13 protein-coding genes are annotated in these 12,477 nt (G+C 57.5%); 1 reads left to right on the top strand and 12 read right to left on the bottom strand.

Going from position 1 to position 12,477, the window contains the following annotated elements:
- Positions 1-5: 5 nt before the first annotated feature.
- The 12 genes from F560_RS0101130 to rlmN form a co-directional block, all read right to left on the bottom strand.
- Positions 6-1,148, bottom strand: a complete 1,143-nt coding sequence (locus F560_RS0101130; RefSeq protein ID WP_019003856.1) for an exo-beta-N-acetylmuramidase NamZ family protein — start codon at positions 1,146-1,148, stop codon at positions 6-8.
- 19 nt (positions 1,149-1,167) lie between these two features.
- The gene (locus F560_RS0101125; protein ID WP_019003855.1) at positions 1,168-1,872 is read right to left on the bottom strand and encodes a PIG-L deacetylase family protein; all 705 of its coding nucleotides are present in this window, start codon (positions 1,870-1,872) and stop codon (positions 1,168-1,170) included.
- Positions 1,869-2,843: a GNAT family N-acetyltransferase gene (locus F560_RS0101120; protein ID WP_019003854.1), complete on the bottom strand. Its 975-nt coding sequence runs from the start codon at positions 2,841-2,843 to the stop codon at positions 1,869-1,871. Before F560_RS0101120 ends, F560_RS0101125 begins: the two co-directional genes overlap by 4 nt.
- A 26-nt stretch (positions 2,844-2,869) precedes the next feature.
- Complete coding sequence (locus F560_RS0101115; RefSeq protein WP_019003853.1) at positions 2,870-4,060, bottom strand: anhydro-N-acetylmuramic acid kinase; 1,191 nt, start codon at positions 4,058-4,060, stop codon at positions 2,870-2,872.
- Between the two features lie 13 nt (positions 4,061-4,073).
- Positions 4,074-4,934 carry a carbohydrate ABC transporter permease gene (locus tag F560_RS0101110; protein ID WP_019003852.1) on the bottom strand — a complete coding sequence of 287 codons (861 nt, stop codon included), beginning with the start codon at positions 4,932-4,934 and terminating at the stop codon, positions 4,074-4,076.
- 19 nt (positions 4,935-4,953) lie between these two features.
- Positions 4,954-5,856 carry a carbohydrate ABC transporter permease gene (locus F560_RS0101105; RefSeq protein WP_019003851.1) on the bottom strand — a complete coding sequence of 301 codons (903 nt, stop codon included), beginning with the start codon at positions 5,854-5,856 and terminating at the stop codon, positions 4,954-4,956.
- Positions 5,857-5,940: 84 nt separating this feature from the next.
- Entirely contained in the window at positions 5,941-7,386 is a 1,446-nt protein-coding gene (locus F560_RS0101100) for an ABC transporter substrate-binding protein (protein ID WP_019003850.1), read from the bottom strand.
- A 61-nt stretch (positions 7,387-7,447) separates the two neighbouring features.
- Positions 7,448-8,362 carry an N-acetylmuramic acid 6-phosphate etherase gene (gene murQ, locus F560_RS0101095; protein WP_019003849.1) on the bottom strand — a complete coding sequence of 305 codons (915 nt, stop codon included), beginning with the start codon at positions 8,360-8,362 and terminating at the stop codon, positions 7,448-7,450.
- A 246-nt stretch (positions 8,363-8,608) separates the two neighbouring features.
- Positions 8,609-9,472, bottom strand: coding sequence for a MurR/RpiR family transcriptional regulator (locus tag F560_RS0101090; protein WP_019003848.1), 864 nt, complete (start codon positions 9,470-9,472; stop codon positions 8,609-8,611).
- A gap of 326 nt (positions 9,473-9,798) precedes the next feature.
- Complete coding sequence (locus F560_RS0101085) at positions 9,799-10,188, bottom strand: immunoglobulin-like domain-containing protein (RefSeq protein WP_156828847.1); 390 nt, start codon at positions 10,186-10,188, stop codon at positions 9,799-9,801.
- Positions 10,121-10,489 (bottom strand): hypothetical protein, encoded by a 369-nt coding sequence (locus tag F560_RS25445; protein WP_156828846.1) that lies wholly within the window; start codon positions 10,487-10,489, stop codon positions 10,121-10,123. The genes F560_RS0101085 and F560_RS25445 overlap by 68 nt, the downstream gene beginning before the upstream one ends.
- Positions 10,486-11,571, bottom strand: coding sequence for a dual-specificity RNA methyltransferase RlmN (rlmN, locus tag F560_RS0101080; RefSeq protein ID WP_019003846.1), 1,086 nt, complete (start codon positions 11,569-11,571; stop codon positions 10,486-10,488). The genes F560_RS25445 and rlmN overlap by 4 nt, the downstream gene beginning before the upstream one ends.
- A gap of 284 nt (positions 11,572-11,855) precedes the next feature.
- Between rlmN and F560_RS0101070 the strand changes: the two genes are divergently transcribed.
- The gene (locus F560_RS0101070) at positions 11,856-12,146 is read left to right on the top strand and encodes a hypothetical protein (protein WP_019003844.1); all 291 of its coding nucleotides are present in this window, start codon (positions 11,856-11,858) and stop codon (positions 12,144-12,146) included.
- Positions 12,147-12,477: the final 331 nt, after the last annotated feature.

Below are 12,477 nucleotides of genomic sequence, written 5' to 3'. Positions count from 1 at the left end.
TGCCTTCAATCATACAGATGATACTGCCGCTTGATCCGTGCGAATTGCCGGCTCTCTTCCCGGAATTGCTCCAGCAGCGCCTCCATCCCGACGGAATCGTCCCGGTACAGGCTGTCTCCGCACAGCAAGTCGATAAACGGCCTGGAACCCTCTTTGACAGGCGGCAAGAAGGCGAACGGCTCATAATGGCGCTTGATCGTATACAATAGCGTAATGCCCGTCTCGAGCGGGCGAACGGCGCGAGCATCCGTAACGTACAGCTGAACGCCTCCGCACAGCTCGCCCCGGAACTTGGATGCCGTCGGTTTGAAATAAACCGGGCGGAACCGGACGCCGGGCAGCTTCCGGCCGTTCATTTCGTCCGCAAGCCGCTGCGGCTCGATAAACGGCGCCCCGATCATCTCGAACGGAAACGTCGTGCCCCGGCCTTCCGACAGGTTAGTGCCTTCGAACAGACAGGTTCCGGCGTAAAGCAACGCGGTTTCGAAACGGGGAATCCCCATCGAAGGATGCACCCAGATCCGCCCCGTCTCCGGAAACAGCATCCGCCGCTCCCAGCCTTCGCACGGAACGACGTGCAGCTTGCCGTTCCAGTTCATCTGCTCGTTCGCCATCAACGCCACCTCGCCGGCCGTCAGTCCGTAGCGGACCGTGAGCGGATAGTTGCCGACAAACGACAGATACCCCGGCTTCAAAATATTCCCTTCCACCGTCAGCCCGTCCAGCGGATCGATGCGGTCCAGCACGACAAACGCCTTGCCGGCCTTCGCGCAATCTTCCAGCGCATAGAGCATCGTATAGATGAACGTATAATACCTGACGCCGACATCCTGAATGTCGTACACGACGACATCGACCGCATCCAGCATGTCCCGGGTCATGCGCTTGGAGTCTTTGCGATACAGGCTGTATACCGGTACGCCCGTTATCGGGTCGGTATACGTGCCGACTTCGCCGCCCGCCTCGATATCGCCGCGCACGCCATGCTCCGGCGAAAACAGCGCGGTCAGGTTAAAGTTCTCGTGCAAAATCTGAATGGTCGAGACAAAATCGGCGTTCAAGCCGGTCGGCGCCGTAATGAGGCCCACTCGTTTTCCTTTGAACAAATGGGCGTATTTCCCGATGCGATCGATCCCGTTTCGAACCATGCCGACAACCCCTTTTTTTCTACAGCTCGTCTTTCAGCACGCGTATCGTTTCCGGCGGAACCATAAACGTCTCGGCGTACATCTTCCGCGCTTCGATGCCGCGAACCCGCGCCAGGTGCTTGTAATATTCCAAATAAGGGAACGATTGGCTTCCGGTCACGAACCAGTGCTGGGATACGGCCTTCACCCACAAGTCGTACGCTTCCTGATCGAAACCCACGTAGATGTACGGCTTATAGTCGACCGCATCCTCCCAGTTCTCGGCATAGTAAAGCCTGGAGGCGAAAAAGGCCGGCAGCTCCCGCTTCAGCGGCGCAAGCGCCGCATAGTAGCGCGCGTCGCCCACAATGAGGTGCGTCGTGTTGTGATCCTTGTGCATGCTGCTCTTGTAATGGGTGATGATGACGTCCGGCCGTACCCGGCGAATGACGTCGCAGACGCGAAGCCGCATTTCTTCGGTATTTTGCAGTTCTCCGTCGGGCACGTCGAAGACGATCGCCTCGCCGCCCAGCATGTCCGTGAACGCCTTTGCCTCCCGCACTTTCTGCTTGCGGTATTCCCCGACTTCCCGGCCTTCCGGAACGCCGCGCTCACCCGCCGTCAGCGCCAGCGTGACGATGCGGCCGCCTTTCAGCGAATGGCTGGCCAGCACCCCGCCCGCCGTCAGCTCCATATCGCCGACGTGTCCGCCGATCGCCAAAATCGTGGTCTTTTGCTCGCTCATCGCGCAAGCTCCTTTCGCATCACCGCAAATTGTTTGACGGTTTTGAACCCGGCTTTCTCGTAAATCCGGATGGCCGGGTTCCCGCTTCCGGTATAAAGCGACATGTACTCCGTTCCGATGTCCCGGAACGCTTCGCATAACCGGAAAAACAAAATCGTCCCCAGTCCGTGCCCCTCGTGATCGGGATGCACCCCGATTCCGGCGAAGTAGCCCCTCCCGTTGTCCTGACGAACGACCGGGCCGGCGAATCCGACGACCGTTCCTCCGCGCGAGGCGACCACCACCGGTTTGCCCTCCGCCGTACACGACGCGACTTCCTTTTGCCACAGTGGATTGTTCAGCCCCACCAACATCTCCGCTACCCCGCTGTGCTTCGCCGGATCGAACAGTCCGACCGAGTATCCGCTCGCGGCGGCCTTGGCTTCCTTGGCCGCGATCTCGTCCGGAATCGCAAAGCCCGACAAATGCAGGTACATCGCGTTCTCCCGGGTCCGTTCCGCATAGCCGTTGCCGAGCAGGAACCGATGCAGCGCGCTGTCGACCGGAACGCCGGGCGCATTGTTATGCTCGTGTCCCGGCGTGCCCGGAATGTACCACGGAAGCCGCATCGGATTGAAAAACAACACCTCCGCCTGTTTTTTGCCGAGCTGCCGGAAACGCCGCTCCAACGCTTCCAGCATCCGACCGAAGTGCTCGTCGTTTTTGCAGTCGCCTGATAGGACGATGCAGGTGAGATAACCCGCCGTATCCCCAAGCGGCAGGTCGTCGCCCGTGCAGCCGCATGCGAACCCCTTCACCCTGCCGCCGGCATCCAGCAGCACGAAAGCGTTGCCGGAATCGAAATACGGATTGGACAAAAAAATGCGGTCAAAGCTTTCCTCCGTCAGCTCCTTGTACCCGTCCATGACGGCTTCCCGGTTCCACAACGCGATCGTCTCCCCGGCGTATCGCCGGTCCCAGGCTGCGATCATGACGCGGCGCCTCCTTTCTTCCGGAATCAATACGAGATTTTCCCCAGCACAACCGGCCGCCGCGCTCCCGTAACGGAAGGGAGATTGCCCGGACGCCCCGCCATGGCCAGGTCCGCCAGCAAAGCGAAGGCAACGGCTTCCTTGGCGTCGCTGTTGTGGCCGGCTTCTTCCTGCGTCCGCACGTTCACGCCCATCGGCTCCATCTCCCGCCGGAGAAAATCGAGCAGAACCGGATTGTAGCTTCCGCCTCCGCCGACGAGCATCTCGTCCGCCGGATGGCGGGACCGGACAAAGCGGCGGTACGCGTCGCCGATCGACCATGCCGTCAAATACGTGACGGTCGCAATCGCATCCTCCGCCGACAGGCCGCGCTCCCGCATGACGGCAAGCAGCTTGTCGACGTATGCCGAGCCGAACAGCTCCCTGCCGGTCGATTTGGGGGGCGGCAAGCGGTAGTAGTCCTCCTGTTGCAGCCATTGCAGAAGCTCTGGATCGACGCGTCCCCTTCGGGCAATTCCGCCGCCCGCATCCATGTTCTTGCCCGGATAAAGCCGCGATACGAGCCCGTCAATCAGCATGTTGCCCGGACCGGTATCGAAGGCAATCACCTGGTCCGGCGCGCAGCCGGCGGGCAGGACGGTCATATTGCCGATGCCGCCGATATTTTGCAGCAGCAGCGTCCGTTCTTCTTCCCGGTACAGCAAATACTCCGTAAACGGAACAAGCGGCGCGCCCTGTCCGCCGGCCGCCATATCGGCCGCGCGGAAATCGGTGACGCACGGGATGCCGCACCTTGCGGCGATGACCGCTCCTTCCCCGATCTGGACGGTGAACCGCAGCTCGTAGCCGCCCTCGCGCCGGACTTCCGGGGCGTGAAGGATCGTTTGCCCGTGGGAGCCGATGACCGATATGTCCCCGGGCTTGAGTCCGGCCGCCGCGATGACCGAAAGCGCCGCCTCGGCGTACAGCTCGCCCAGCCAGACGTTCAGGCGTCCGACCCGGTCGATCGTCGCCTCCCGCGGATCGAACAGCGCGAAAATCTCTTCTCTGGCTTCGGCCGGATACGGCCTATTTTCAAAAGCGACCAGCCTGACCCGGAGCCGATCGCCGGGAGTTTCCATGATTTCGACGACGGCCGCGTCGATCCCGTCGACCGACGTGCCGGACATCAGGCCCACGGCATAGCGGCGTTTGGTTTGCCTATATGTAGCGTTCATCCGCCTTCCACCCTCAGCCTTTCACCGCGCCGACGGTAACGCCTTCGAGAAAATATTTCTGCAAGCTGAAAAACAGAACGAACATCGGAAGCGCGGAGATGGTGGCGCCCGCCATCATCGGCGCGAAATACGTCGTATTGGCGAAACGGAAATTTTTCAATCCGACCTGAATCGTCTGCATTTCCATCGTATTGGTTACCAGAAACGGCCAGAAGAAGGTATTCCAGTTGTCCATGAAGGTGAGAATCGCCATGACGGCGAGCACCGTTTTGGACAGCGGCAAAATCACCATCGTAAAGATCTGCAGCTGGTTGCAGCCCTCCACCTTGGCGCTTTCGATAATCTCGGTCGGAATCGACCCCATGAACTGCTTGGCCAGGAAGATGTTGTACACCGTCACCAGGCCGGGCAAAATCAGGGCGCTGTACGTATTTTCGATTTGAAAAATGTTGACGACGAGAATATACAGCGGAACCTGCGTGACCTGATACGGAATCATCATGGCGCACAGAAGCACGGAGAACAGCACGTTCCGGCCCTTGAAGCGGATTTTCGAGAAGGCGTAGCCCGCAAGACTTGCGAACACGACGTTGGTCACCATGACGGACGCGGCCACGATAAGCGAGTTAAGCAGCCATTTGAACGAGTGAGGACTGTAATCGAAGAAAAACCGGTAAGAATCGAAGGAAATTTTTTTCGGCCAGAGCGAATAGCTGACGGCCCCGGCCTCGACGGGATCGCCGAACGATGACATGATCATGAAGTAGATGGGAAACAACGTCGCGACCGCAAATACGAGGAGGGCAGCCGCAATCGCGGTGTTCCGGACGTATTTGACGAGCTTGTTGCCGGAATGCTGTTTGTATAACGCCATATGCCGTTCGCCCCTCCTCTTAGTACTCTACGTCGTTACCCAGGAATTTGAATTGGAAATACGAGATGACGGCAATGATCAGCGCGAGAATCAGAGATTGCGCGGCCGCCTCGCCGAATTCGAAATATTTGAAGGCATTGTTGAAAATCAGCAGCCCCACCATCGTCGTCGCGTTGTCCGGTCCCCCGCCCGTCATCAGATAGGCGTTCTGGAACACCTGGAAGGAGCCGATCACGCCCGTGACAAGCAGAAACAAGGTCGTCGGCTTCAGAAACGGAATGACGATGTGCCAGAGCTTCTGCAGAAAGGACGCTCCGTCCAGCTCCGCCGCTTCGTAATAGCTGTTGTCGATGCCGAGCAGCGCAGCCAGATAGATGATGATGCTCGTTCCGTGACTGGACAGCCAGGACATGAGCACGAGGGAAAACATCGATGTCGCGCTGGAGCCCAGCCAGTTCTGGTTTTCGATGCCGAACAGGCCGATCATCCGGTTCAGAATCCCGGACGGCAGCGGATCGAAAATCCACAGCCAGACGACGGAAAGCGCGACGCCGGACGCGACGGCCGGCAAATAATACACCGCCTTGAAGGCGGTTTGCAGCCATTTTTTGAACGGCAAAATCAAAATCGCCACGGCAAAGGAAATGACAAGGGCGACCGGCACCGTAAGCGCCGTATAGACGATCGTATTTCGGATCGCTTTCCAGAACAGCGCGTCGCCGAACGTGTTGGCGTAATTTTCAAAGCCGACAAAGGTGGAGCCCAGAGGTTTGTATTCTTCGAAACTGATCAAAAACGCGCTGACGACCGGGTATGCGGTAAACATCGCGTACACCACCAGCGCCACCGCGATGAACGCATAGGCCCAAGCTCCGTCTTCATGGATCTTTCGCTTCTTTATGCCTTTTGACAGCCGAGCCATATTGCCTGACTCCTTTCCCCGTTCCCCGTAACGCGGAGGACGGCCGCCGGCGGAATACCCGCGGCTGTCCTCCGTGAACTTCCGTTAATCTTGCACGACGCCGTCCTGACCGAATTCCTTGATCGCAGCGTTCTTGACCGCCTCGTACATGTCCTCGGGGGTAATTTCATTGGCAAGCAGCGCCTGGAATTTCGGAATGATGACCTCGTCCTCGAGCTTGATCGCCTTGGCGCCCAGTTCGACCGGAATGTCGGGACGGGCCGGGGCCGCATGGGACAGAAGCACTTCGACAGCCGCCACGTTGTCCGGATTTCGGTTGACCGTCATGCTCTTCGCGGCTTCTCTGCCGCTCTTGGTAATATGCGCGACGAACAGCTCGTTGTTGGTCGTTGCCGCCACTTTGCCGCTGGCCAGGAAGTACGCCGCCTTGACAACGTTCGCCTTGTGCTCGGGCGTCGGCTCCTTTTTGCCGCGGAATGTAACGTAGCCGTCGACCGCCGGGGAGGACACCGGAGGCTGGCCCAGGAACGAAGGAACGGGCAGGACGATGTACTCGACCGGAATGCTGCCTTCGACGGCGCTGCCGTCATTGGCTTTGAGCTTTTCGTTGTTCTTGTTGGCAGAGTTTTCGAACGTCGCAAGGCCTTTGCCGGTGATCATCGTTTGCCCGGTCAGGAACATGTTCCAGCGCTTGCCCGCGTCGACCGAGCTGAGCTCTTTCGGCATCGAACCGTCGTCGATCAACTGCCGTACCGCTTTCAGCACTTCCAGATAGTTTTTGCTGGTATAGGCGTATTTCAAGTCCTGCGTAAACGCAGACGGCATGCCCGCGTTTTTGATGAGAATATTCAAATAGTCCTTGGACGTCACGCCGGCGTTGGCGAACACGAAGCCGTAGCGCTTCGTTTTGTCTCCTTCCTTGACGACGCCTTTTTTGATCGCCTCGCGGAATTCCTCGTACGTCCACCCGTTTTTCTGCACGTTTTTCCAATCGATGCCGGCTTCTTCGAGGAACTGCTTGTTGCCGCCCAGCGCGTGGATTTCCATATACGCCGGGAAGCCGTAGAGGCCGTCGCCTTTCTTCATGTATTCCAGCGGCGCCTTATCGAAATCGTTGATCATGTCGGGCGTCGCCACGTCGGTAATGTCCATCAGCATGCCCTGCTGCACGTACTTGGAAATGCCGTCTGAGCCGATGAAGGCGATGTCCGGCGGGCTTCCTGCGTTCACCTGCGTATCCAGCTTCTGCGTCATATCTTCCCAGCTGGCCGGTTCGATCTTGAGCGTCAGATTCGGATACAGGGCGTTAAAGTCCTTCGCCATCTGTTCGAAGTTGTTCTGATAGTTCGCGGAAACCGGCGGCAACAGCGCGGTAATGGTGTCTTTCGCTTCCGACGCGCCCGCGCTCGGACTTGCCGTGCCGGAAGGGCTCGAAGAAGCGTCGCCGCCTTTAGACGAACACGCCGCCAGCGCCGACAGCGATACGGATAAAGCCAATACCGATGCTAATACGCGAAACTTTCTTGCCATTCCAATCGTCCTCCCCTTTGGTTATCCATTCGATTTGGACTTGCGGGCGGAAGCGGCGGGCTTAAACGACTGTCGTGTATGTACGTATGGCCGCTTTCAGATTGCCGTCGCACTTGAGCAGAGCCTGTTCGGCTTCTTCCGCTCCCAACCCGGTTTTGATCATCAAGATTGCCAGCTTGCAATTCATCGAAGCCTTGTGCAAAAATTCGGTCGCCGTTTCGGCGTCTGCGCCGGTCGCGGCCTTAATAATGCGTATGGACCGGTCATACAGCTTCTTGTTGCTTGCCTTCAAATCGACCATCAGATTGTTGTACGTCTTGCCCAGCTTCACCATCGTGCAAGTCGTGAGCATGTTGAGCACAAGCTTGGTCGCGGTGCCGGCTTTCAAGCGGGTCGAGCCCATGATCACTTCCGGCCCGACGACGGGAGCGATACAAACGTCGCAAACTTCTGATAATTTCGAATTTTTATTGTTTACGACGCCGATCGTCGCCGCTCCCAGCTCGGCCGCCCTCTTCAGGCCGGCGATGACAAACGCGGCGCTGCCGCTCGCGGAAATGCCGATCACGGCGTCCTTGTCCGTCACCCCGCACCGCTCGATTAACGCGATCCCCTCCTCTGCATCGTCTTCGCAGCCTTCGACGGCTACTCGTAAAGCCATGTCCCCTCCGGCGATATGCCCCTGCACAAGCGACGGGTCCACGCCGAAGGTGGGCGGGCACTCGGATGCGTCCAGAACGCCTAGCCTCCCCGAAGTGCCAGCTCCTATATAGATCATTCTTCCTCCGTTCTTCAGAAGACGGTGAAGAATATCAACCGCTTTCACAATTTGCGGAATTTCGGCAGCCACGGCGGCGGGAACCTTGGCGTCCTCCCGGTTGAGGAGCCGAAGCATTTCCTCTGTCGAGCATTCGTCGATCATTTGCGTATCCGGATTGATTTCCTCCGTGATCAGTCCCGCAAGATATTCGTTCATGTCGGTTCCTTCTCTCCTGCCCTCGAAAGATGTGCCGGTCCGCTTGCCGGCTTTTGCTTATCTCCATCTCGTTAGTTAGGTTAATATTAAAGGGAGAAAATGGTTCCGTCAATACTTTCTGAAATAAAATTTTAGTTTAAAATTTATTTTTGTAATATTATTCATGAATTCCGGCGCCGGCAATCCGAAGAAAAACGCAAAAAAGCCGGCCCTCTTCCGGGCCGGCGTTAGCCGACTGGCCTGATTTTATTTGCGATGCTTGCTTGCCAGAATGTTGTGCGTCTTGGTCAAATAGCGTTTGACCTTCTGGTATTCCGCGCTGGCGACGCCCGCGAACAGCATGTCGATGACGGTGAGCATCGCGATGCGCGATCCCATCGCCCCGCTGCGGAACGTCAGCTCCGGCGTCGATATGCTCAACACGATCTGCGATTTTTCCGCCAGCTCGCTCTTGTTGTACTTGGTGATGGCGATCGTCTTGGCGCCGTTCTTCTTGACGATGTCCAGCGCGTCGAGAATATCCGCCGTGCTTCCGGAGTTGGAGACGAAGATCGCCACGTCGCCTTTCCCCATCAGCGTGGCGGCCGTCAGCTGGCTGTGCCCGTCGGTATAGGCGTGGCAGATTTTGTTGATGCGGGAAAACTTCTGTTCGGCATCCTTGCACACAAGACCGGAAGCGCCGATGCCGAACAGCACGATGCGGTTGCACGTACGCAGCGCTTCGACGGCGCGGGCGACTTCATTGCGGTCGATGACGCTCAAGGTGTCTTCGATCGATTTGCAGTTGTTGCGCGAAATATTGGAGATGATGACGGACAGATCGTCGCCCGGCTGAATATCGGTGTACTGGTCCTTCTGCTCGTCCTCCATCGACCCCAGCGAAGCCGATATGCTGACGATAAAACTGCGGTAGCCGCTGTACCCCATCGTTTTGCAAAAGCGGAGCACGGAGGCGTCGCTCGTCTTGCTGAGCTGGGCGAGGCTTTTGACGGAAAGATGCGGAATTTCCTCCACATTGGCGAGGATATAGTCCGCCACCCTTCTCTCCACCGGGGTCAGGCTGTCCTTCATGTCCCGTATTTTGATTAAAACGTTGTCGTTGATCGCCATGCGTTTCCCCTACTCGCCCATAAAGTATACTGGCTAAACATCCTAAATTTCCGCCGCAAAAATAAGCTACACCTAACAAAATTCAATTTAATATTAAGCGCATTTTTCTGAAAACACAAGACAAAAATAGATAAAAACTGGCAATTTCACGAAACTTACTAAAATTTAATTTTGAAATTTATTTGTCATTTTGGAATTTTGTTTTGATCGTGATCAGATGCCGCAGTCCGAGTCCGACCCCGGACTCGATCCCCGCGCGACAAATAAAAGCCCTGCCAATGCGCAGGGCTTCTGGGCGGCCTCGGCGGCGGAAGCCGTGTCCGGTTCTACTTGGCCGTCTCTTGCGGCTCCACCCGAAATCCGGCCGTCAGCGTCTTTCGGATCAATGTGCCTTTCCCTTCGACGTCCTTGGCGATGCGGTATTCGCCGGACGGCAAATCCGTTACCCGGATCTTCTGCTTCCAAGCGCCCCCCGCCTTGAGCTCAATGCCGATGGCCGGAACGGCCGCGTTCTCTTCCATCGGAACGGGGGTCCAAATGTCGCCATCCCGGTGCTCGAGGCGGTAGTCCAGACCGTAGAATAGCGTCGTCGGCCCATTGTTGCGCAGCGTGACGACGATATCGCCGCTGCCCGGGTATGCGGGCCGGTCAAGCGTAAGCTCGGCTTTGACTTCCTGAACCGGCACTTCGAGCGCGCCCAGCGCGGTATCCTCCACCTGCTCCCCGCTCAAAATTTCGGCGGTCAGGTAGTACCAGGCTCCCTCCTTCTCCGGGAGCTGTGCTGAAGCTGGAGTAGCTGTTCAGGTCGGTCAGCCGCTCGGTGCTTTCCGCGACCGTCCGGAGATAGGCGCCGTCCCGTTTCCGCTCCGTCAACTTGCAGCGAATCGTGCGGGTCAGAATATCCCGCGCTTTGGCCGGTTCGATGACGTGAATCGAAGCGTCAACCCGGTCCCCCGGTTTTTTCGCGCCGGCCGAAACCGAGACGCCGATGCCGTGTCCGGCAAAAGGTTGCATCACCCGACGACCAGCCGGTCCCGGTCGGCGCCGCCGCGGATCTGCTTGCTTCGCAGCTGGCCGCAGGCGGCATCGATGTCCGTTCCGTGTTCGATGCGGACGGTGCAGTTGATGCCGCGCTTTTTCAAAACGTCGAAAAACGCCCGGATCGACTCCGGCTCGCTCCGCTGATACTGGCTGTGCTCGTCGACGGGATTGTAAGGGATGAGGTTCACCGTCACCTGCCGGATGCGGTGCCCGATCAGGTCCGCCAGCTCGGCGGCATGCTCCTTGCGGTCGTTGACGTCCTTCAGCAAAATATACTCCAGCGTCACTCTCCGTTTCGAGCGCTCCAAATAGTAGTCGATAGCCTGCATCAATTTCTCGATCGGGATGGCGCGGTTGATTTTCATAATGCGCGTCCTAAGCTCGTTGTTGGGCGCATGCAGCGAAACCGCCAGATTGACCTGCAAGTCGCTGTCGGCGAATTCGACGATTTTGTCGGCAAGCCCGCTCGTCGAAACCGTAATATGCCTCGGCCCGATGGCAAGCCCCTTGTGGTCTTTGATGATGCGCACGAAATCGGCCATGTTTTGAAAATTGTCGAACGGCTCGCCGATCCCCATCACCACGACATGGGTGACCCGTTCCCCCTGTCCGGCACGGTCCAGGTACAGCTGCACGTTCATGATTTGCTCCACGATTTCGCCGGCGGTCAAATCGCGGCTTTTGGCAAGCAGGCCGCTGGCGCAAAAACTGCATCCGATGTTGCAGCCCACCTGGGTCGTCACGCAAACCGACAGGCCGAATTTATGGCGCATCAGCACGGTTTCGATCAAGTTGCCGTCGTTCAGCCGAAACAGAAACTTGACCGTCCCGTCCGCCGACTGCTGCCGCGTATGTTCGCTTGCGGTCAAGATGGCGAAATGCTCTTGCAGCAGCCGGATGCAGTCCGGATGGACATCGGTCATATCGGCAAAATCCGTCACCCGCTTCCGGTACAGCCAATCCCACACCTGGGAAGCCCGGTGCCGCTTGTGCCCGTTGTCCGACAGCCATGCCGCCAATTGTTCGTATGTCAATCCGTAAATGGAATCCTTCTTCATGTTCAAGCCTCTTTTCATCGCATTTGCACGCAGCGTTCCGGCTCTTATTGTCCCAGATTTTTTGCGGATTAACAAGAAGGACCCGCATTGACACGCGCCGGTAACGGTGATACGATCCACTCAATTCCTACATATCAAAGCTGCAAGCGGTTGTGGACGAAGCGCTGGAGCGGAATCTCGTCACCGGGTACAACCTGAAGGACAGCCGCTTCGACGCAAACTTTATCGACTCGCTCTCGCTGGTCTGATCGCAGCGCTCCTGGTGGCAGCCGCTCTACTACTCTATGACCGAATTGACGGATTACCGGCTTATTGCCAACAACAAAATCCAAAAAGGTTATTATTACGCCCAATCGTTCTCCTTGAAGGAAAAATCGGCCGACGTCGCAAACGGCTTCAAGCAGATCGACCCGACGGTGGATGTCATCCGTTACGATTTCTGGGCCGATGCCCCGTTTTACCGTTATTTGAACGGCGAATCGACCTGGCGAGGTCCGAACGCGCATAACCGAACGGCCCGCGGTTCCGCAGCGAACCGTCCGGGCCGTTTTTTCCGCGAACGACTGACCCGTTGACATTCCCTATTGGTTGTTTGTGATTGGAAGTCCGTATCCGGGATGGCTTCCGAACCGTCTTCGTCGGTATATCCAACATAGACCGGCTTCCGGCGCCTGAACGGCGAATTTGGTTGGATTTTTCCAATATAGGCGCGCAGCCGTTTTGCTGAAAAGTTGACTGAAAGGTTCGCTGAAAGCTTACCGGAAGGTGGAGTGGGAAAAATAACCGGGAAAGGCCGGCCGATTTGGGACCGTGACGGGAAGCTTTGCGCGACCTCCCTCAGCAAGGACGTCCATCCGGTTTGACACTGCAACCATTTGTCTCTACAATGAAGTACGACGAATGTTC

Origin of the sequence: Cohnella laeviribosi DSM 21336, from assembly GCF_000378425.1 — a bacterium.
Lineage (GTDB): Bacteria > Bacillota > Bacilli > Paenibacillales > Paenibacillaceae > Cohnella > Cohnella laeviribosi.
Note: the sequence above shows the minus strand (reverse complement) of the source record. Positions and strands in the feature narration are given on the sequence as shown.

What these genes read in the sequence shown, in the direction of transcription:
- F560_RS0101130 (WP_019003856.1), bottom strand. Translation starts at nt 1,148, where the DNA reads ATGGTTCGAAACGGGATCGATCGCATCGGGAAATACGCCCATTTGTTC.
- F560_RS0101125 (WP_019003855.1), bottom strand. Translation starts at nt 1,872, where the DNA reads ATGAGCGAGCAAAAGACCACGATTTTGGCGATCGGCGGACACGTCGGC.
- F560_RS0101120 (WP_019003854.1), bottom strand. Translation starts at nt 2,843, where the DNA reads ATGATCGCAGCCTGGGACCGGCGATACGCCGGGGAGACGATCGCGTTG.
- F560_RS0101115 (WP_019003853.1), bottom strand. Translation starts at nt 4,060, where the DNA reads ATGAACGCTACATATAGGCAAACCAAACGCCGCTATGCCGTGGGCCTG.
- F560_RS0101110 (WP_019003852.1), bottom strand. Translation starts at nt 4,934, where the DNA reads ATGGCGTTATACAAACAGCATTCCGGCAACAAGCTCGTCAAATACGTC.
- F560_RS0101105 (WP_019003851.1), bottom strand. Translation starts at nt 5,856, where the DNA reads ATGGCTCGGCTGTCAAAAGGCATAAAGAAGCGAAAGATCCATGAAGAC.
- F560_RS0101100 (WP_019003850.1), bottom strand. Translation starts at nt 7,386, where the DNA reads ATGGCAAGAAAGTTTCGCGTATTAGCATCGGTATTGGCTTTATCCGTA.
- murQ (WP_019003849.1), bottom strand. Translation starts at nt 8,362, where the DNA reads ATGAACGAATATCTTGCGGGACTGATCACGGAGGAAATCAATCCGGAT.
- F560_RS0101090 (WP_019003848.1), bottom strand. Translation starts at nt 9,472, where the DNA reads ATGGCGATCAACGACAACGTTTTAATCAAAATACGGGACATGAAGGAC.
- rlmN (WP_019003846.1), bottom strand. Translation starts at nt 11,571, where the DNA reads ATGAAGAAGGATTCCATTTACGGATTGACATACGAACAATTGGCGGCA.
- F560_RS0101070 (WP_019003844.1), top strand. Translation starts at nt 11,856, where the DNA reads ATGACCGAATTGACGGATTACCGGCTTATTGCCAACAACAAAATCCAA.